The 17,523-nt window shown below is 67.7% G+C and carries 18 protein-coding genes; 4 read left to right on the forward strand and 14 right to left on the reverse strand.

Translation table 11 applies throughout. The features are described from left to right. Window positions 1–3: 3 nt before the first annotated feature. From IEY14_RS08755 to IEY14_RS08775, 5 genes are read right to left on the reverse strand one after another with little or no spacing between them, the layout of a single operon-like run. Window positions 4–387: a RidA family protein gene (locus IEY14_RS08755; RefSeq protein ID WP_188907825.1), complete on the reverse strand. Its 384-nt coding sequence runs from the start codon at window positions 385–387 to the stop codon at window positions 4–6. Between the two features lie 17 nt (window positions 388–404). Beyond that, window positions 405–1,175: an amino acid ABC transporter ATP-binding protein gene (locus IEY14_RS08760; RefSeq protein ID WP_210318321.1), complete on the reverse strand. Its 771-nt coding sequence runs from the start codon at window positions 1,173–1,175 to the stop codon at window positions 405–407. Between the two features lie 13 nt (window positions 1,176–1,188). After that, window positions 1,189–1,851: an amino acid ABC transporter permease gene (locus IEY14_RS08765; protein ID WP_188907826.1), complete on the reverse strand. Its 663-nt coding sequence runs from the start codon at window positions 1,849–1,851 to the stop codon at window positions 1,189–1,191. Between the two features lie 4 nt (window positions 1,852–1,855). Further along, a complete protein-coding gene (locus tag IEY14_RS08770) occupies window positions 1,856–2,518 on the reverse strand; it encodes an amino acid ABC transporter permease (protein WP_188907827.1) in 663 nt (220 codons plus the stop codon). Window positions 2,519–2,576: 58 nt separating this feature from the next. Then, window positions 2,577–3,383: a transporter substrate-binding protein gene (locus IEY14_RS08775; RefSeq protein WP_244639421.1), complete on the reverse strand. Its 807-nt coding sequence runs from the start codon at window positions 3,381–3,383 to the stop codon at window positions 2,577–2,579. A 165-nt stretch (window positions 3,384–3,548) separates the two neighbouring features. Between IEY14_RS08775 and IEY14_RS08780 the strand changes: the two genes are divergently transcribed. Next, the gene (locus tag IEY14_RS08780) at window positions 3,549–4,607 is read left to right on the forward strand and encodes an alanine racemase (RefSeq protein ID WP_188907829.1); all 1,059 of its coding nucleotides are present in this window, start codon (window positions 3,549–3,551) and stop codon (window positions 4,605–4,607) included. Here IEY14_RS08780 and IEY14_RS08785 read toward each other — a convergent pair. The 3 genes from IEY14_RS08785 to IEY14_RS08795 are packed head-to-tail and all read right to left on the reverse strand — an operon-like array spanning window position 4,602 to window position 9,240. Beyond that, window positions 4,602–5,810 (reverse strand): MFS transporter, encoded by a 1,209-nt coding sequence (locus IEY14_RS08785; RefSeq protein WP_188907830.1) that lies wholly within the window; start codon window positions 5,808–5,810, stop codon window positions 4,602–4,604. The two genes, IEY14_RS08780 and IEY14_RS08785, sit on opposite strands and share 6 nt — an antisense overlap. 56 nt (window positions 5,811–5,866) lie before the next feature. Beyond that, entirely contained in the window at window positions 5,867–7,306 is a 1,440-nt protein-coding gene (locus tag IEY14_RS08790; protein WP_188907831.1) for a M81 family metallopeptidase, read from the reverse strand. Between the two features lie 14 nt (window positions 7,307–7,320). Further along, window positions 7,321–9,240: a beta-N-acetylhexosaminidase gene (locus IEY14_RS08795; protein WP_188907832.1), complete on the reverse strand. Its 1,920-nt coding sequence runs from the start codon at window positions 9,238–9,240 to the stop codon at window positions 7,321–7,323. Between the two features lie 113 nt (window positions 9,241–9,353). On the opposite strand from IEY14_RS08795, the gene IEY14_RS08800 reads away from it, so the two are divergent. Beyond that, window positions 9,354–9,596: a type II toxin-antitoxin system Phd/YefM family antitoxin gene (locus IEY14_RS08800; RefSeq protein ID WP_188907833.1), complete on the forward strand. Its 243-nt coding sequence runs from the start codon at window positions 9,354–9,356 to the stop codon at window positions 9,594–9,596. Continuing rightward, window positions 9,596–10,021 carry a type II toxin-antitoxin system VapC family toxin gene (locus tag IEY14_RS08805; protein ID WP_188907834.1) on the forward strand — a complete coding sequence of 142 codons (426 nt, stop codon included), beginning with the start codon at window positions 9,596–9,598 and terminating at the stop codon, window positions 10,019–10,021. Before IEY14_RS08800 ends, IEY14_RS08805 begins: the two co-directional genes overlap by 1 nt. Window positions 10,022–10,051: 30 nt before the next feature. On the opposite strand, the gene IEY14_RS08810 is transcribed toward IEY14_RS08805, so the two are convergent. The 6 genes from IEY14_RS08810 to IEY14_RS08835 all read right to left on the reverse strand — a co-directional run bounded on the left by IEY14_RS08810 (window position 10,052) and on the right by IEY14_RS08835 (window position 16,358). Beyond that, window positions 10,052–11,188, reverse strand: coding sequence for an ABC transporter ATP-binding protein (locus IEY14_RS08810; protein ID WP_188907835.1), 1,137 nt, complete (start codon window positions 11,186–11,188; stop codon window positions 10,052–10,054). 88 nt (window positions 11,189–11,276) lie between these two features. Then, the gene (locus tag IEY14_RS08815; RefSeq protein ID WP_188907836.1) at window positions 11,277–12,500 is read right to left on the reverse strand and encodes an extracellular solute-binding protein; all 1,224 of its coding nucleotides are present in this window, start codon (window positions 12,498–12,500) and stop codon (window positions 11,277–11,279) included. Window positions 12,501–12,542: 42 nt separating this feature from the next. Further along, window positions 12,543–13,400, reverse strand: coding sequence for a carbohydrate ABC transporter permease (locus tag IEY14_RS08820; RefSeq protein ID WP_188907837.1), 858 nt, complete (start codon window positions 13,398–13,400; stop codon window positions 12,543–12,545). Further along, a complete protein-coding gene (locus IEY14_RS08825) occupies window positions 13,397–14,281 on the reverse strand; it encodes a carbohydrate ABC transporter permease (protein ID WP_188907838.1) in 885 nt (294 codons plus the stop codon). Before IEY14_RS08825 ends, IEY14_RS08820 begins: the two co-directional genes overlap by 4 nt. Before the next feature lie 14 nt (window positions 14,282–14,295). Then, the gene (locus IEY14_RS08830) at window positions 14,296–15,459 is read right to left on the reverse strand and encodes a Gfo/Idh/MocA family protein (protein WP_188907839.1); all 1,164 of its coding nucleotides are present in this window, start codon (window positions 15,457–15,459) and stop codon (window positions 14,296–14,298) included. A gap of 143 nt (window positions 15,460–15,602) precedes the next feature. Next, window positions 15,603–16,358 (reverse strand): copper homeostasis protein CutC, encoded by a 756-nt coding sequence (locus IEY14_RS08835; protein WP_188907840.1) that lies wholly within the window; start codon window positions 16,356–16,358, stop codon window positions 15,603–15,605. 135 nt (window positions 16,359–16,493) lie between these two features. Here IEY14_RS08835 and IEY14_RS08840 point away from each other — a divergent pair, with 135 nt between their 5' ends. Continuing rightward, window positions 16,494–17,462: an ROK family protein gene (locus IEY14_RS08840; RefSeq protein WP_188907841.1), complete on the forward strand. Its 969-nt coding sequence runs from the start codon at window positions 16,494–16,496 to the stop codon at window positions 17,460–17,462. The last annotated feature ends 61 nt before the right edge of the window (window positions 17,463–17,523 follow it).

Consider the following 17,523-nt stretch of genomic DNA (forward strand, 5'->3'; position numbering starts at 1 on the left):
CGCTTATTTCCGGCGATAGGCCACGCAGTCAATCTCCACCTTGCAATCCACCATCATGGAGGACTGCACGCAGGCGCGCGCCGGCGGATGATCCTTGAAATACTGCGCGTAGACGCCGTTGAAGCTCCAGAAGTCGCGCGGATCGTCCAGCCAGACGCCGACGCGCACCACGTCCTCCAGGCCGTAGCCGGCCTCCTTCAGGATGGCGACGAGGTTCTCCATCGTCTTGTGCGTCTGCGCGACGATGCCGCCGGAGACGATCTCGCCGTTCTCCATCGCCACCTGGCCGGAGACGTAGAGCCAGCCATCGGCCTCCACCGCGCGGGCGAAGGGCAGGGGCTGCTTGCCGGCACCGGTCTCGCCGGCGCCGTATCGGATGAGGGACATGCTGTTTCCTTTGGCCTTCAATCGAAGCGGGAGGATTTGAGGAAGTCGGCGAGGCGCTCGGTCTTCGGCGCGGCGAACATCGCCTTCGGGTCGCCCTCCTCGCCGATCCGCCCCTGATTCATGAAGATGACGCGGCTCGACACCTCGTAGGCGAAGCGCATCTCGTGGGTGACGAGAAGCATGGTCATGCCGTCCTCGGCGAGGCTGCGCACGACCTGGAGCACTTCGGCGACGAGTTCGGGATCGAGGGCCGAGGTCACCTCGTCGAAAAGCATCAGGCGCGGGCTCATGGCGATGGCCCGCGCGATGGCGACGCGCTGCTGCTGGCCGCCGGAGAGCTTCGACGGATAATGGTCCTTGCGGGCGAGAAGCCCGACCCGGTCGAGCCAGGTCTCGCCGAGGCTGCGCGCCTCCTCGTCCTTCAGCTTCTTCACGAGCTTCAGGCCGAGCGTGACGTTCTCCAGCGCCGTCATATGCGGGAAGAGGTTGAACTGCTGAAAGGCCATGCCGGTGAGCGCCCGCTGGCGGGCGATCTCCTTTTCCGGCTTGCGGCGGCGCTGGCCGCCCTTCGTCTCGAAGCCGATCTCCTCGCCGTCGATGCGGATCGTGCCGCCCTCGAATTCCTCCAGCATGTTGACGCAGCGCAGCATGGTCGTCTTGCCGGAGCCCGACGAGCCGATGATCGAGATCACCTCGCCGGGCTTCACGTCGCAATCGACGCCCTTCAGCACCTCCACCTGGCCGTAGCGCTTGTGGAGGTCGCGGATTTCGAGCAGGTTCGCGGTCATGAGTGGCCGCTCCTCAGGCTAGGCTCGTTCGACGCTCGACATAGCGGCCGAGACATTCGATGGCGTAGTTGACGATGAAGTAGAGCAGCCCGGCGAGGAGATAGAATTCCAGGCTCTTGAAGGTGCGCGAGATGATCTCCTGGCTGCGCAGCAGGAGTTCGGCGACGCCGATGACGGAGAGGAGCGTCGAGGCCTTCACCATCTCCGCCGCCGTGTTGATCCAGGCCGGCAGCGCGAGGCGCAGCGCCTGCGGACCCAGCACATGGCGGAAGGTCTGGCCGAAGGTGAGGCCGATGGCCTTGGCGGCCTCGTTCTGCCCCTTATGGATGGTCTGGAGCGCGCCGCGCGTGATCTCGCCGACATGCGAGGCGCAGAACAGCGTCAGCGCCAGGACGCCCGCCTGGAAGGGCGAGAGGTCGAGCCCCACCGTGCCGAGGATGTAGTAGCTCGCCAACACCAGGACGAGCACCGGCGTGCCGCGGATGAAATCGGTATAGGCGCGGGCGAAGAAGCGGGTGACGCGGTTGCCATAGGCGAGGGCGAGGCCGAGCCCGGTGCCGAGCACCGTGCCGCCGAGGATCGCCAGCGCCGAGATCGCGATCGTCGTGCCGAGCCCGTAGAGGAGCGGCCAGCGCGCCAGCCAGACGAGGTCGAGGAAGGAGGGAGGAGCGCTCATCGCATCATCTCGAAACGGCGAGCCGCGCCTCGATCCGCCGCAGGATGGCGGCGAGGAGGGAGCAGGTCGCGACATAGAGGCCGCTCGCGACGATCCAGGTCTCGATGACGCGGAAGGTCTCGACATTGATCTTGCGGGCCTCGAAGGTCAGTTCGGGCACCGCGATGGCGGCGGCGAGCGAGGTGTCCTTGAAGAGGCCGATGAAGGTGCTCCCGAGCGCCGGCAGCACGGCGCGGATCATGATCGGCAGGACGATGCGCCGCCGGATCTGCCCTTCGGTGAGGCCGATCGCCAGCCCCGCCTCGCGCATGCCCTTCGGCACGCCAAGCAGGCCGCCCCGGAACACCTCGGCGAGATAGGCGCCCGAATAGAGGGCGAGCGCCAGGACGAAGGAATTCGTCTTCGTCAGCCGGAGGCCCATCTGCGGCAGGGCGAAGAAGGAGAAGAGGACGAGGACGAGCAGCGGCAGGTTGCGGAAGACCGTGACGTAGAGGCCGGACAGGGCGCGCAGCACGCGCGAGCGCCCGATCCGCCCGAAGGCGAGGACGAGCCCGATGAGGCAGCCGATGCCGATCGCGAAGACGGCCAGGACGAGGCTGAGGCCGAGGCCCCAGAGCAGGTGATCGAAGTTCCGCCAGACGGCGGCGAAGTTCAGCGTATATCCCATCGGAGCGCTCGGCGAGGGGAAGAAGCCCCGGCGCGCCAAGACGCCGGGGCGGGCGGGCTTACTTAAATTCGACCGGGAAGCCGATCGCCGGCGGGGCGAGGTCCTTGCCGAACCACTTCTTGAAGGAGGCGGCATAGGTGTCGAACTCGACGCCGGTCATCGCCTCGTGCAGCGCGGTGTTGACGAAGTTCAGCCAGTCCTGGTCGCCCTTGGCCACGGCGCAGGCATAGGTCTGCGGGCTCCAGCCATAGCCGGCATCCTTGTACTGGCCGGGATTCTGCGTGACGTACCAGGCGATGGAGGACTGGTCGGTCGCCGCCGCGTCGGCACGGCCCGACTGGAGCGCCTGATAGAGGAGGTCCTGCGCGTCGTACTGGTCGACCTTCGCTTCCGGCAGCGCCTTGTGGACGAGTTCCTCGGCATAGACGTTCTGGAGGACGGCGATCGTCACGGAGGAGCCCGCCGCCTTCAGCGCGGCATAATCCGCGTAGGAGCCGCCTTCCTTCAGCATCAGGCCGACGCCTTCGCGGTAATAGGGAATGGTGAAGTTGACCTGCTGGGCCCGCTCGCCCGTCACCGTCATGAACTGGCAGGTGATGTCGACCTTGCCGGTGGTGATGTTCGGGATGCGGGCATCCGACGACTGGTTGACGAACTCCACCTTCTCCGCATCGCCGAACAGCGCCTTGGCGACGATCTTCGCCATGTCGATGTCGAAGCCCTGCAGCGTGTCGCTGACATCCTTGAAATGCCAGGGCGCGTTGGTCGAGCCGGTGCCGACGACGAGCTTGCCGCGCGCCAGCACGTCTTCGAGCTTGCCGGCCTCGGCGGTGCCGGCGGCAAGGACGACGGAACCCGTCGCCATGAGGCCGAGGATCAGGGACTTCACATCCATTGCCGCTCTCCAGTTCGGGCGCTCCGGCCCGTTGATATTCGATTGTCCGTTATAATGGACATATGCCTCAAATAACGGATTGACCTATTTGTGAGCCTGCTGCATTTCTTGTCAAGCGGCTTTTCGGAGACGATCGTGACCGACCCATTCGACACCCCCGCCGTGCTGGTGGATCTCGCCGTGGCGGAGAACAACATCCGCCGCTTCCAGGCGCATGCGGCGGCGGAGGGCCTTGCCGCCCGCCCGCATGTGAAGACGCACAAGCTGCCTCAGCTCGCCCGGGCGCAGATCGAGGCCGGGGCGGTCGGCATCACCTGCCAGAAGATCGGCGAGGCGGAGGCGCTGGTGGCGGCCGAGCCGGTGATCGCCGACGTGCTCCTCACCTACAACATCGTCGGCGCGGCCAAGCTGGAACGGCTGAAGGCGCTGGCGAGGCGCGTCCGCCTGTCGGTCGTCGCCGACAGCGCGGCGGTGGTGAAGGGCCTGTCGCGGGCCTTCGCCGGGGAGGAACGGGCGCTCGGCGTTCTCGTCGAATGCGATACCGGCGGCCAGCGCTGCGGCGTCCAGACGCCGGAGGCGGCGCGCGATCTGGCGCAGGCCATCGCGGCGGCGCCCGGTCTCGCCTTTCGCGGGCTGATGACCTATCCGGCCGCCGGCGGCGCCGGGGCGGCGGCCGAATTCCTGCGCGCCGCCAAGGCGCTGATCGAGGCGGAAGGGATCGCGGTGCCTGTCGTCACCTCGGGCGGCACGCCCGACATCTGGCGGTCGGCGGCGGACGGCATCCTCACCGAATACCGGCCCGGCACCTATGTCTACAACGACCGCTCGCTGATCGCCCGCGGCGTCGCGACGGAGGCCGATTGCGCCCTGTCGGTGATCGCGACCGTCGTTTCGGTGCCGACGCCGCATCGCGCCCTGATCGATGCCGGCTCGAAGGTGCTGACCTCCGACCTTCTGGGCCTTTCCGGCTACGGCCTGGTGCGCGGGCGCCCGGACATCGCGATCGACCAGCTTTCCGAGGAACATGGCCGGCTGGTGAGCGAGGGGCCGATCAGGCTCGAAGTGGGCGACCGCGTCTCGATCGTGCCGAACCATGTCTGCGTCGTCACCAACATGGTGGACGCGGTCCATGTCCGGCGGGCCGACGGCAGCCTGGAGCTCTGGCCGGTCGTGGCGCGCGGCAAGGTCCTATAGCGCCGGGGCTTCCACCCGCCGCCCGTCGAGCAGCAGCAGGAGCCCGGCGCCGAGCAGCGCCGCCACCGCGCCGAGATGGGCGGTGCCGGGATAGTCGCTGATCGTCGTGCCGAGCGCGAAGAGCCCGGCCGAGACGCCGCCGCTGAGGAAGAAGGCGACCGAGATCAGCGAGCTGCCGAGGCCCGGCCGCCCGCGCATCAGATCCTGGAGATAGGTGATCGGGATGCTGATCAGCGCCGCCGCGCCGAAGCCGCTGATCGGCGTCAGCGCATAGCCCTGCCAGGGTGCCGAGGCGAAGCCGATGAGCACGAGATAGAGCGCGTAGACGGCGGTGCCGAGCGCCAGCGCCGTCACCTTCGTCATATGTCGCTGGAGCCGCGCCCAGACGAAGATGAAGACGACCTCCAGCAGCGCGACGATGCCGACATTGAGGCCGATATCGGTGGTCGTGCCCTTCGCCGCGCCAGTGAGGATGAGCGGCAGCACGGCGGCGTTCACATGCAGCGTCGAGCCGATCAGCGCGAGCGCCACGAGCCGCACGGTGACGCGCGGCGACAGGACCTCGCCGAAGGACAGGCGGAAGGAGACCGACGGCGCCGCGTTCGCCGCCAGCCGCTCCTCCGGCGGCAGCAGGAACAAGACGAGGAGGACGCAGGCGAGCGCGCCGAGGCTGGCGATCAGATAGGCCGGCAGCATGCTGTGGCGGCCGGCGAGCGCCACGGCGACGAGGCCCGGCACGACGACCCAGGACAGCGAGATCGCCGAGCGGACGGTGGAATTGACGAGGCTCGCATCGCCATGGCCCATCCGGTCGGTGGTGCTGCGCACATTGGCGAAGAGCAGCGAATTCACCGAATGGTAGATCGGCAGGAGAAGCAGCGTCGCCAGCACGAAGCTCGCCTGCGAGGGCAGGACGAAGACCAGGCCGTAGCCGGTGACGCCGAACAGCGTCACCGCCAGGATCAGCGAGCGGTAGCGCCCGATCCGGTCGGCGAGGATGCCGATCGAGACGCTGACGAGGACGTTCACCGTCGCGGCGAGGAGGATGAGCGCGGCATAGAGGCCGTTGCCGAGACCGAGCTCGGTGATGCCGACGACCGACTGATAGGGCGCGGTCGCCGCGCCCGAGAAGCCGTAGAAGAAGATCGTCAGCATGCTCGCCCGGATCACCGGGTTCTGCAGGGGCAGGGCCAGCGCGGACATGGCGGGAAGTCTCGAATGAGGGCGGAGGAACGGCCTTTCGCGTGGGCCGCTTCGCCTTATGAGTCGCTCCAGCGCGCCGAGAGCCGCGCCTTCGGCGTGAAATCGAAGCCGCGCTGGAAGGGGAACTTCTGCCCCTCCCGCCGCTCGTTGGCAAGGCTCAGAATGTCCTGGTTCACGACGCCCTCGGTCAGCGCCATGAGATTCGGATTGGCGAGCGGCGCGAGCTCCGGCGACAGGTAGCCGGACTTGACGACGAGCAGCCGCACGGCCTTCGGATCGAGGCCGAGCCGGGCGAAATCGGCGAGGTCGTGATAGGGCCGGCGCTTCGCCGCGAGGACGAGCGTGATGCCGCCGATCGCGACGACGGCCTGCCGGTCGCTCGGCGCGCCCGGATCGTCGAGGCGCAGCACCTCCGCCTCCGCCTCCACCGGATCGCTGGAGATGTCGAGACTGCCGCCGATCCTCAGCCGCGCCCGCGCGCCGAGGCCGGCCGCGAAGGCGGCCTCCACCGCCGGCCGGTCGGCGATGCCGGCGACGAGCGCGCCCTGGAAACCACGCCGGATCAAAGCGGCGAGGACGTCCGCCCGGTCGCCGACGCCGCCGCCGGTCGGATTGTCGCCGGAATCAGCGAGGATCACCGGCCGCGTTTCGCTCGCCTCGGCGAGGTCGAGCATCTCGGGCAGCGGCCCCGTCACCGGGCCGAAGCCGAAATCCTCGCGCGCCGCCCAATAGGCGCCGGCGATCTCTTCCGCCGCCGCCCGCGCCGCCGCCCGGTCGAGCCCGGTGACGATGGCGGCGGCCGTCGCGCGCGGCTCGTCGGCCCAGACATAGCCGACCATCAGATTGGCATCGAGAATGCCGGGCCGGGCGTCGAATTCCGGCAGGCGGGCATAGAGGCCCTTCGCCGGCTCGTCCTCGGTCGAGGTACATTCGCCGGGCAGAAGCACCGGCACCGGCGCGAAGGCGACGCCCGGACGCGGCGCGCCGTTCAGGACATCGACCAGCATCGTGAAGGCCCGCACCATGGTCGAGCGCACGTCGATATGCGGCGCGGTGCGATAGGCGGCGAAGATGTCGAGCTGGTCGACGATGCGCTGCGAGACATTGCCATGGAGATCGTAGCTCGCCGCGACCGGGCAGTCGGCGCCGACCACGTCCCGCGCGGCGGCGATCCAATCGCCCTCCGCGTCGTCCATGCCCTCCACCTTCATCGCGCCATGCATGGCGAGATAGAGCCCGTCGAGCGGCAGCGCCGCTTCGAGCCGCGCCAGGAACTCCGCCTTGAAGCCCTCATAGGCGGCGCGCGCCATCGGCCCGCCGGGAATCGCCCGCGCGTGGAGGAGGGGCAGGATCTCGATCCCGTCCGTCGGCAGGAAGTCGAAATACTCGGACGCGAGAAGGTCCGCGCCCTTCAGGACGCGGAAATCCTCGCTCCGCGCCAGGACCGGCGAATAGGTGCTGCATTCGGTATGGATGCCACCGACGGCGACGCGCATGGGAAGTCTCGATCTCAGAGCTTGGGGCAGAGGGGAACGATCGCGGCGAAGCGATGCCAGTCCTTGTTCTCGCGCGGCGTCCAGGCCGCTTCCGCGACGATGGCGAGGCGCGGAAAGACGAGGCGGTTGAAATAGGCGCGCGACAGGAAATGCTCCGTCCAGATGCAGGCCTGGACGCCCTTCAGCCGCGACAGCAACTCCTCCGGGAAATCGCCGGCCGCCTCGTAGGCATAGCTATGCGCGGGCGGCACGGTGCCGGCCCAACTGGCGCCCGGCTCCTGCCATTCCTCGCCCTGCACCATGTCGAGATAATAGGCCTGGCCCGGCGTCATCACCACCTCGTAGCCCGCCTTGGCGAGCTCGATGCCGACCTCCGGCTTCTCCCAGGCCATCAGCAGCGTGCCCTCCGGCGGAACGCCGCCACCATGGGCCACCTCGTTCCATCCGGCGAGCTTCCTGCCGCGCCGCGTCAGCATCGCCTTCACCTTGCCGAGGAGATGCGACTGGAGCCCGAACGTGCCGGAGAGGCCTTCTTCCGCCATCAGCTTCTTGGCGAGCGGCGAGGCCATCCAGGCATCGTGCGCCACCTCGTCGCCGCCGACATGGACATAGGGCGAGGGAAAGAGCGCCACGACCTCGTCCAGCACCTTTTCCAGGAACTCGTAGGTCAGCGGCACGGCGGGATTCAGCGCGTTGTTCGCGAAGCCCTGCACCGAATGATAGCTGTCCGGCGCCTCCTGGCCGTCGGTCAGGTCCGGCAGCGCGATGAGCGTCGCGGCATTGTGGCCGGGAATCTCGATCTCCGGCACGACGTCGACATGAAGGGCGGCGGCATGGGCGACGACGGCCCGGACGTCCTCCTGGCTGTAGAAGCCGGACACGGCGGTCGCGCCGTTGCCGAGCTGCGGACGGAGCGGCGTGTCCGGGCCGCGCGTCGCGCCGATCGTGGTGAGTTCCGGATAGGCCTTGATCTCCAGCCGCCAGGCCTCGTCATCCGTCAGGTGCCAGTGGAAGACATTGAGCTTCAGCCAAGCCATGATGTCGAGGAGGCGCAGCACGTCCGCCACTGGATAGAACTGGCGCGACACGTCGAGATGGCAGCCACGCCAGCCATGGCGCGGTGCGTCCTCGATCGTGCCGCTCTCGGGAAAGGTGAAGGTCGCCGAAGCCTCGCGTGCGCCATGGAGGAGCTGGGCGAGGCTGACGAGGCCATAATGCCGGCCGGCGGGCCCGCCATAGGCGAGCGTAACGGCGTCTGCCGCGAACGCGATCTCGTAGCCGTCCGGCGCGAGCCGGTCATCGGATGCGAGGCGCAGCGCCCGCCCTTGCGGATCGGCGGCGAAGGAGAAGGGCGCGTGACCGGCCGGGAAGAGGCGCTGGAACAGCGCCAGCACCGTATGGATGGCGCGAAGATCCTCCAGCGCGGTGCCGGGCGCCGGATGGAGCGTCACCGGCAGCGTCTCGCCGGGCTCGGCCTCGATGGCGCGCGGCCAGGGCTGCAAGGCGAAGGGCAGGGGAAGGGCCACGTCGGGAAGAAGCACCGGCGGCGGCTCGCTGACGCGGCCTTCGAGCGCGAGGCCGGAAATCGCGATGTCGACATGCGAGCCGTCGGCCAGCGTCAGATAGGCCGATTTCGGCCCGTCGGTGCAGTGCCGGGCGGGGCGGTGCAGTCCGCCCACCTCGAAGCGCCACGTGGCGCCGGGCGCCAGGGCGAGGCCGGCCGGCGGGGCGAATTCGTGATAGTTCGCGTCGCGCCGCACCAGCCGCGCATTGCGGCTCGCCTCCGGCTCGATCACCCGCGTCAGCGCCGTATAGACGAGGCGGAACTCCGCGATCGTCTCCGGTCCGAGATTGAGAAGCTCGAAGACGAAACGGCCGTTGCCCGTGCCCTCGTCCCTCCAGAGGCTGCTCAGGCGAAAGGAAGCGCTCGGCATGGTCCCCTCCATTTTTCTGTCGTCCGCTGCGGCCAGATCGACCGATGGGTGCTAGGATCGGCGATCATTCGCGCCGGTGGCTCCACGAAGGCGCGCGCGATCAGGAGAGGATCATGGACGTGATCAGTCTTGCCGAAGCGCAGGCCCATCTTGACGAATTGGTCGATCGGGTCGAGGCCGGCGATACGATCGAGATCACCCGGCGTGGTCGTTCGGTGGCGCGGTTGAGCACCGTCGAAATCCCACGCAAGTGGATCGACCTCGCGCTTCTGCGATCTCTGACCGCAGCCCAGTCGCCGACAAGGATCGAAGCGGCCGATCTCGTCCGAGCCATGCGGGACGATGAAAGGTTCTGATGAACTACGCCGATACGTCTCTGATCGTCGCTGCTTTGTCGAACGAACGGGCGACTGTCTGCGCGCAAGATTGGCTTGCGGCGCAGGAACCGGGAGGCTTGGCGATCAGCGACTGGATACTCACTGAAACATCTTCCGCCTTGGCGATCAAGCTCAGGACAGGCCAGATGACGTTGGACCAGCGAGCGAACGCCCTGGCGTTGTTCAACAGGCTGGTCTCGGAAAGCTTCACTCTGCTTACCGTGGCGACCAGGCATTTCCGCCTCGCGGCGACCTTCGTCGATCAGCCTCACCTGAACCTCCGCGCGGGTGATGCCTTGCATCCGGCGGTGGCTGCCGATCACGGCGCCACGCTCCATACGCTCGACCGGCGCCTCGCCGAGGCCGGGCCGCTCATCGGCGTGCCGACATCCCTTCTCGCATGAACGGGTCGCCGACATCGCCTGTCCCGCCCGTCAGGCGGCCGCCGCCTTCATGATGGCGAAGTCGACGTCGGACAGGTCGACCCGGCGCTCGAAGGCCTGGCCGTCCTCGTCGAAAAGGTGGCAGTCCGTCGCGCGGATGCCGGCGGGGATCGCCTCGCCGGGCCGCACCGCCGCCGTGCCCGGCAGGACGGCGCAGAAATTCTCGCCCTCGCTGCCGCCGAGCGCCGCATAGGCGACGGTATTGGCGCCGAGGCGCTCGATCACGCTCGGCACGACGGTCAAGGATATGTCGGCCGGGCCCATCAGCAGATGCTCGGGCCGGATGCCGAGCGTCAGGCGGCGGCCGGCGAGGCCGGCGCGCGGCGCGACGGGGATCGTCGCGCGCTGGCCCTCGTATTCGACCTCCACCCCGGTCTCGCCGACGCCGACCGCCGTGACCGGCAGGAGATTCATCTTCGGATTGCCGATGAAGGTCGCGACGAAGACATTCGCCGGCTTGTGGTAGAGTTCGAGCGGCGCGCCGGTCTGGGCGATGAGGCCGCCATTCAGCACCACGATCCGGTCTGCCATGGTCATGGCCTCCACCTGATCGTGGGTGACGTAGATCATCGTCGCCTTCAGTTCGCGATGCAGCTTGGCGAGTTCGATCCGCATGTCGGCGCGCAGCGCCGCGTCGAGATTGGACAGCGGCTCGTCGAAGAGGAAGATCTTCGGCTCGCGCACGATGGCGCGGCCGATGGCGACGCGCTGGCGCTGGCCTCCGGACAGCATGCCCGGCTTCTGCTGGAGGCGCTGGTCGAGATGCAGGATGCGCGCGGCATTCTCCACGCGGGCGCGGAGCTCGGCTTCCGCCATCTTCTCCACGCGCAGGGGAAAGGCGATGTTCTCGAACACCGTCATATGCGGATAGAGCGCGTAGGACTGGAACACCATGGCGATGCCGCGCTTCACCGGCGGCAGGTCGTTGACCCTCTTGCCGTCGATGGCGATGTCGCCGGAGGTGATGTCCTCCAGCCCGGCGATCATGCGCAGCAGCGTGGACTTGCCGCAGCCCGACGGGCCGACGAAGACGACGAACTCGCCATTGCGCACGTCGAGATCGACGCCTTTGATGATCTCCAGCGTCTCGTAGGATTTACGGACCTGTCTGAGGCTGAGCTGTCCCAAAGGGCTCTCTCCGGCGGCCGGGATCGGCCCGGCCCTTCGCAGCGAAAAGGGGAGGGCGCCGCGCGAGGAGTCGCGCGGCGCCGGAACGTCACTTGTACTGTTCGATCTCGCCGGCGGCCTTCTTCAGCGCCTCTTCCGGCGTCGCCTTGCCGGCGACGACCGACTGGACCATCTCGATCATGGCGTTCTGGAAGCCCTTGTAGTCGGTGAAGAGCGGCTCCGGGCCACCGAACTTGATGCCCTCGATGAAGGGCTTCCAGGCCGGATGGTCGGCGACGAACTTGTCGACATTGGCGGAGGGACGCAGCGGCACGAGGCCGTCGTCGCCCTGGAGCTCGTATTCCTCCTGGCGGTCCGGCGCGGTCAGGAACTTGGCGAATTCGATCGCCTTGTCCTCGACGCCGGTGCCCTTAAAGATCGCGAGGCTGTCGGTGATCAGCAGCGTGCCCGGGCCCTTGGCCTCGGGGCCGAGCGGCAGGTTGGCGACGCCCCAGTTGATCTTGGTCTTCTCCAGGCGGGTGATGGCGCCGGTCGAATTCTGGATCATGCCCGCCTTGCCGTCGAGGAAGATGGCGCGCACCTCGTTCTGCTCGTAGGCGGTCGGGCCTTCCTCGGAATAGGGCGTGATGTCCTTCACACCCTTCAGCGCCGCGAGGTTCTGCGCGCTGTCGAGCGTGACGTTGCCGTCCTTGTCGGTGATCGTGCCGTTATTGGTGTAGACCCAGTGCAGGTACTGGTGCAGCGTGTTGTCGAAGGTCTTCGCCACGAGGCCGTAGCCGGCGATGCCGGTCTTTTCCTTGATCTGCTTGGCGAAGGCGATCTCCTCCTCCCAGGTCTTGGGCGGGGTTTCCGGGTCGAGGCCGGCCTGCTTGAAGAGATCCTTGTTCCAGAACAGCGCCTTGGTCGAGAAGGCGATCGGCACGCCCCATTGCTGGTTCTCGAAGGTGACCGTGTCGACGATGTGCGGCTGGTAGCTCGCCTTCTCAGCATCCGTCATCGGCACCGGAACGATGAGGTCATTCTGCGCGAACTGCTTCAGCGTGCGCGAGCCGACATAGGCGAGGGCGACCGGGTTGCCGGCGGCGGCGAGCGTCGTCGCCTTGTCCTGGCACTGTTCCCAGCCGACGAGTTCCGGCGCGATCTTGTCGTCCGGGTTCTTCTCGTTCCAGGCCTTAAAGGCCTTGTCATGGACCGGATTGATCTTGTCGCCGCAGTAGATGAAGCTGATGTCCTTGGCGGAGGCCAGCGTCGGCAGCGCGGTGCCGGCGAAGAGGGCGAGGGTTCCGGCGAGAAGCGAGAAACGTTTGAGCATGGGATTTCCCTGTTGCTGGAGGTCGTGGCCGCCTTCAGGCGGTCATTGCTTCACGGCGCCGGCGGTGAGGCCCGCGACGAGATAGCGTTGAAGAAGGAAGATCACGAACATGGCGGGGGCGATGCCGACGAAGCTCGCCGCCATCAGCTCGTTCCACACCACTTCCTGCTTGCCGAAATAGGCGAAGAGCCCGACCGGCAGCGGCATGTATTCCGTCTTGGAATTGAAAGTCAGCGCATAGATGAACTGCTGGGCATAGGCGCCGATGAAGGTGGTGATCGTCACGACGATGATGCCGGGCATGGCGATCGGCAGGATCACGCGGCGGAAGGTGTAGAAGCGGCTGGCGCCGTCGACATAGGCGGCCTCTTCGAGTTCGCGCGGGATGCGCAGCATGTAGGTCCTGAGCAGCCAGACCGCGGTCGGGATGAGGAAGGCGACGCCCGGCACGATCATCGCCAGATAGGTGTTGAGGACGCCCATCGCGCGCATCAGCCGGTAGAGCGGAATGAGAAGCACCGCGCCCGAGAACATGTTGACGGCGAGGAAGCTCGCCAGCAGCGGCCCGCGTCCCCGGAAGGCGAAGCGCGAGAAGGCATAGGCCGCCGGCACGGCGAGAAACAGGACGACGACCGTCGCCACGGTCGAGATGAAGAAGGAATTGAAGATGTACCAGCCAAAGCCCGGCACGCTTTCCCACATGGTGCGGTAGGCGGCGAAGGAACCGTTCTCCGGCCAGAAGCGATAGGGCGAGGAGAAGAGCAGCGACAAGGGCTTCAGGGAAACGAGGAAGCCTTCGAGGAACGGCGCGAGGAGGAAGGCCAGGAAGACGAGGATGCCGGCATAGATCGCGATGATCTCGTACCAGCGGTAGCGGTTGATCGAGGGCGTCGTCTTCATCGGGCCGGCTCCGTCGACAGGCGGCTCGTCAGGCGGAAGTAGAACAAGCAGAAGACCGACAGGAAGAGGCAGATCAGCACGGCGCGGGCGGCGCCCTCGCCATATTTGTAGGAGCCGATCGCGGTCTTGTAGGTGTCGATGATCATCGTGGTGGTCGAGCCGGACGGGCCGCCCTTGGTGAGAATCCAGATGATGTCGAAGGAATTGAAGGTCGAGATCAGCGAGATCATCGACATGGTGATCAGCGCCGGCACGATGAGCGGCAGGGTGATGCGGCGGAAGCGGTAGAAGCGCCCGGCGCCGTCCGTCCAGGCCGCCTCGTAGAGATCGCCCGGAATCGCCTGCATCGCGGCGAGGAGATAGAGCGTCACGAGCGGCACGCCGATCCAGACGTCGGTGACGATCGTCGCCCAGAAAGCGCTGTTGCCATAGGCGAGGAAGGCGACCGGGCCGCTCGCGAGGCCGAGATTCTGGAGGACGCCCGAGATCATGCCGAACTGGCCGTTATACATCCAGCCCCACATGAAGATGCCGATGGCCATCGGCACGATCCAGGGCGGCATGGTGAGAAGGCGGAACAGCGAGCGGCCGGGCACGGCGGAATTCAGCAGCACCGCGCCGAACGTGCCGATGATCATCTTCAGGAGGACCGAGAAGAAGGTCCAGACGAAGGTGCGCAGGATCACCCCGGCGAAGGTCTCGTTGAAGATCTTGTCGTAGTTGGCGAATCCGACCCAGGCGGTCGTGCGCTTCAGCGATGCGTCCGTGAAGGACAGGATGCCGGTCTCGACCAGCGGATAGGCGACGATCACCGCGATATAGAGGATCGCCGGAAGAAGCAGCGCCCAGGCGAAGAGCGTGGCGCCCCGCTTGTCGAACACCGGGCCGGCTCCCGTCAGGCCGCGCGGCGCGACTGGAGCGCCTCGTCGAAGCGGTCCCAGAGCGGGCGCATGTCGACGACGGTGCGCTTCGTGCGCGCCTCGTCCATCGAAAGGGCCAGAAGCCCGGCTTCCAGCGCGTTGAGGGTGGAGACCGGCAGCGGCGCGCCGCCCTGGAGATGGGCGAGGATATCCGCCGCCATCTGCTCGTCGGCGCCGTAATGATGCGAGAGGGTGGTCTGGCGCGAATATTCGTTCGCCACGACCTTCTCGCCGCTCAGGACCTCGTGGACGTTTAGATAGGCGCGGACGAAATCGCCCTCCGCCATGCCGCGCGTGCCGATCACGCAGAAGCGGCGGAATTCGTCCGGCACGTTGAGATTGGTGTGGAAGTTGAGGCCGACACCGTTGGCATATTCGACGATGGCGACCTGATAGTCGATGATGTCGGCATCGGAATCGAACACCTTGTCCGAGCCCATCCAGCCGCTCGGCTTGCGGTGGAAGACGTCGAGATCGTTGACGCCCGCCTGGGCCGGGTCGTTCGCCGGCACGAAGCTCTTGCGGCCGCCGAAGCTCGCCACCCGCTCCGGCCGCGCGCCGACGACGCCGTTATAGAGATCGAGGTCGTGGCAGCACTTCTCCAGCATGAAGCTGCCGGCATAGCGCTCGTAGCGCCGCCAGTCGCGCATGAAGAAGGCGCCGTGATAGGGGGCGATATGTTCGGAGGCCTCGATCGAGACGACGTCGCCGAGAAGCCCCTTGGCCTGCGCCGCCAGGAGATCGCGATACATCGGCGAATAGCGCAGCACGAGCCCGACCGCGAGGCGCTCATGGCCGTGCCGCGCCATCAGGGCGGCGAGTTCCAGGCTCTGCTCGATCGTGGTGACGACCGGCTTCTCGCAGAACACCTTCAGCCCGGCTTCGAGGCCGATGCGGATATGGTCGAGATGAAGATGATTGGGCGAGCCGATCATCAGGAGATCGAGCGCCTCGTTGCGGATCAGCTCTTCCGGCGTCGCATAGGCCTTGCCGGCCGAAATGCCCTTTTCGAGAAGGCCCGGCAGGCCGGCCGGCTGCGGATCGACATAGCCGACGATCTCGAAATTCTCCTCGACCGTGCTGAACACGTGGCCGAGATAGCCGAGGCGAAAGCCCAGTCCGATGATGCCGACGCGCATGCGTATCCGGTTCCTGCTCGATGGCGAAGCTGATGGGCGCAAGATTGGTACAGCTTTGGTCCGGCGTCAACAGGCCGCTGGCCGCTTCCTGCCGCAGACGACAGGCTTTCGCCGCCTTCCGCAAGCGCGAAGCCTGAGCATGCTTAACTCCTGGGCAGGGAATTCTCCGCTGTTTCAATCGACTCGCGCAGGAGGGCGATCGCTGCCGCGCTGGTTGCAAAAATCTGTTCGGGGGCAAATCCCCAGCGGGCGAGATCGGGCGCGGTCGGGGCCGCCGCGCGGGCGGAGGCGTGGATCTCATGGGCTCCGGTGCGGCGGAGGATTTCCGCCACGGTCTCCGGCCGGACGCCGCTGCCCGGCATGATCGAAATCCGCCCCGCCGCCCGCTGCCGCAACGCGGCGAGGACCTCGGCGCCGGCGAGCGCGTTCGGCGCGCCGCCGGAGGTGAGGATGCGCTCGAAGCCGAGCTCGATCGCGAGATCGAGCGCCGCGAACGGGTCGGGCACGAGGTCGAAGGCGCGGTGGAGCGTGCGCCCGAGACCGGCCGCTTCCTCGCAAAGCCTTGCCAACAATGCCGCGTCGAGGCTCCGGTCGGGACGCGAGGCGCCGAGCACCACGCCGGCGAGGCCGGCGGCGCGCACCGCCGCGATCTCGGCCCGCATCGCGTCGATCTCCGGCGGCGAGAAGCTGAAATCGCCGACGCGCGGCCGAATCATCGCATAGACCGGCACGGGGGCGGCGGCGGCGAGCGCGATCAGGCCGGGCGAGGGGGTGAGACCGCCGAGATCGAGACTCGAACAGAGTTCCACACGGTCGGCCCCCGCCGCGACGGCCGTCGCCAGACCCTCCGGCGAATCGACGCAGATTTCGAGAAGCACGCGCGGCGCGGAGGCGGTCATCGGGCGGATCCATGCGGCAGGAACGGGCAACCCGCCATTGCGGGACCGGGCTCGCCAATGCTCTAACCGGCCGATCCCCGGTCGGAAAGCGCCGCCGAAGCCGCGCCCCCGTCTTCCCCAACATGAGAGCATGCCATGGCGTCGCCACCGATCGTCCTTCCCGAGGCCTATCGTCCGAAGGCTGTGCCGGCGGGCGGCGTCGCGGGTGTCTGCGCCGATATCGGCGGCTCCTTCATCAAGGCCTCGCGCCTTGCCGCCGACGGTGCTCTCCAGCCGGAGATCCGCGTGCCGACCCCGGCGGCCGATTGGCCGGGCTTCTGCGAAGCGCTCGGCGCCCTCTGCGCCGGGCTGCCGGCGGGCGTGCCGCTGTCGCTCTCGATCGCCGGCGTCTTCGATCCCCGGAGCGGCATCGCCAAGGTCGCCAATATTCCCTGCATCGACGGGCGCCGGCTCGGCGCCGATCTCGAAGCCGCGCTCGGCCGGCCGGTGGCGATCGCCAACGATGCCGACTGCTTCGTGCTCGCCGAGGCGCTGCTCGGCGCCGGCGCCGGCCATCCGGTGGTCTTCGGGGTGATCCTCGGCACCGGCGTCGGCGGCGGCCTCGTCGCCGGCGGGCGGATCGTGGAAGGGGCTGGCGGCGTCGCCGGCGAATGGGGCCATGGCCCGGTGATCCGCCCGGCCGCGCCCGGCGCGCCGCCGGCCCCGGCCTTCGCCTGCGGCTGCGGCCAGACCGGCTGCATCGACACGGTGGGCAGCGCGCGCGGCCTGGAGCGCCTCGACCTGTTTCTGCATGGCGAGGCGCGCGACAGCCGCGTCATCGTCGAATCCTGGCAGGCCGGCGAGGCGACGGCCGGCGCCGTGGTGGCGCTCTGGCTGGACCTCCTGTCGGGGCCGCTGGCGATGATCGTCAATGCGACCGGCGCCTCCGCCGTGCCCGTCGCCGGAGGCCTCGCCAACAGCGCGGAACTCCTGGCGCTGCTCGACGGCGCGGTGCGGCGCGGCATCCTCCGCCGCATGGACCAGCCGCTCGTCACCGCCACCCAGCTCGGCCCGAATGCCGGACTTCTCGGCGCGGCGCTGCGGCTCGGCTCGACGGCCGGCTGATCGCGGCGATGCGCGGCGCAATTTTGTGCAGCGCATTCTGGAAGTTCACTTGACAGGCAGT

This window comes from Aureimonas endophytica (assembly GCF_014642635.1).
GTDB lineage: Bacteria > Pseudomonadota > Alphaproteobacteria > Rhizobiales > Rhizobiaceae > Plantimonas > Plantimonas endophytica.

Excerpts from the sequence above, each read along its gene's own strand:
- IEY14_RS08755 (WP_188907825.1), bottom strand. The coding sequence starts at position 387 with ATGTCCCTCATCCGATACGGCGCCGGCGAGACCGGTGCCGGCAAGCAG.
- IEY14_RS08760 (WP_210318321.1), bottom strand. The coding sequence starts at position 1,175 with ATGACCGCGAACCTGCTCGAAATCCGCGACCTCCACAAGCGCTACGGC.
- IEY14_RS08765 (WP_188907826.1), bottom strand. The coding sequence starts at position 1,851 with ATGAGCGCTCCTCCCTCCTTCCTCGACCTCGTCTGGCTGGCGCGCTGG.
- IEY14_RS08770 (WP_188907827.1), bottom strand. The coding sequence starts at position 2,518 with ATGGGATATACGCTGAACTTCGCCGCCGTCTGGCGGAACTTCGATCAC.
- IEY14_RS08775 (WP_244639421.1), bottom strand. The coding sequence starts at position 3,383 with ATGGCGACGGGTTCCGTCGTCCTTGCCGCCGGCACCGCCGAGGCCGGC.
- IEY14_RS08785 (WP_188907830.1), bottom strand. The coding sequence starts at position 5,810 with ATGTCCGCGCTGGCCCTGCCCCTGCAGAACCCGGTGATCCGGGCGAGC.
- IEY14_RS08790 (WP_188907831.1), bottom strand. The coding sequence starts at position 7,306 with ATGCGCGTCGCCGTCGGTGGCATCCATACCGAATGCAGCACCTATTCG.
- IEY14_RS08795 (WP_188907832.1), bottom strand. The coding sequence starts at position 9,240 with ATGCCGAGCGCTTCCTTTCGCCTGAGCAGCCTCTGGAGGGACGAGGGC.
- IEY14_RS08800 (WP_188907833.1), top strand. The coding sequence starts at position 9,354 with ATGGACGTGATCAGTCTTGCCGAAGCGCAGGCCCATCTTGACGAATTG.
- IEY14_RS08805 (WP_188907834.1), top strand. The coding sequence starts at position 9,596 with ATGAACTACGCCGATACGTCTCTGATCGTCGCTGCTTTGTCGAACGAA.
- IEY14_RS08815 (WP_188907836.1), bottom strand. The coding sequence starts at position 12,500 with ATGCTCAAACGTTTCTCGCTTCTCGCCGGAACCCTCGCCCTCTTCGCC.
- IEY14_RS08820 (WP_188907837.1), bottom strand. The coding sequence starts at position 13,400 with ATGAAGACGACGCCCTCGATCAACCGCTACCGCTGGTACGAGATCATC.
- IEY14_RS08830 (WP_188907839.1), bottom strand. The coding sequence starts at position 15,459 with ATGCGCGTCGGCATCATCGGACTGGGCTTTCGCCTCGGCTATCTCGGC.
- IEY14_RS08835 (WP_188907840.1), bottom strand. The coding sequence starts at position 16,358 with ATGACCGCCTCCGCGCCGCGCGTGCTTCTCGAAATCTGCGTCGATTCG.
- IEY14_RS08840 (WP_188907841.1), top strand. The coding sequence starts at position 16,494 with ATGGCGTCGCCACCGATCGTCCTTCCCGAGGCCTATCGTCCGAAGGCT.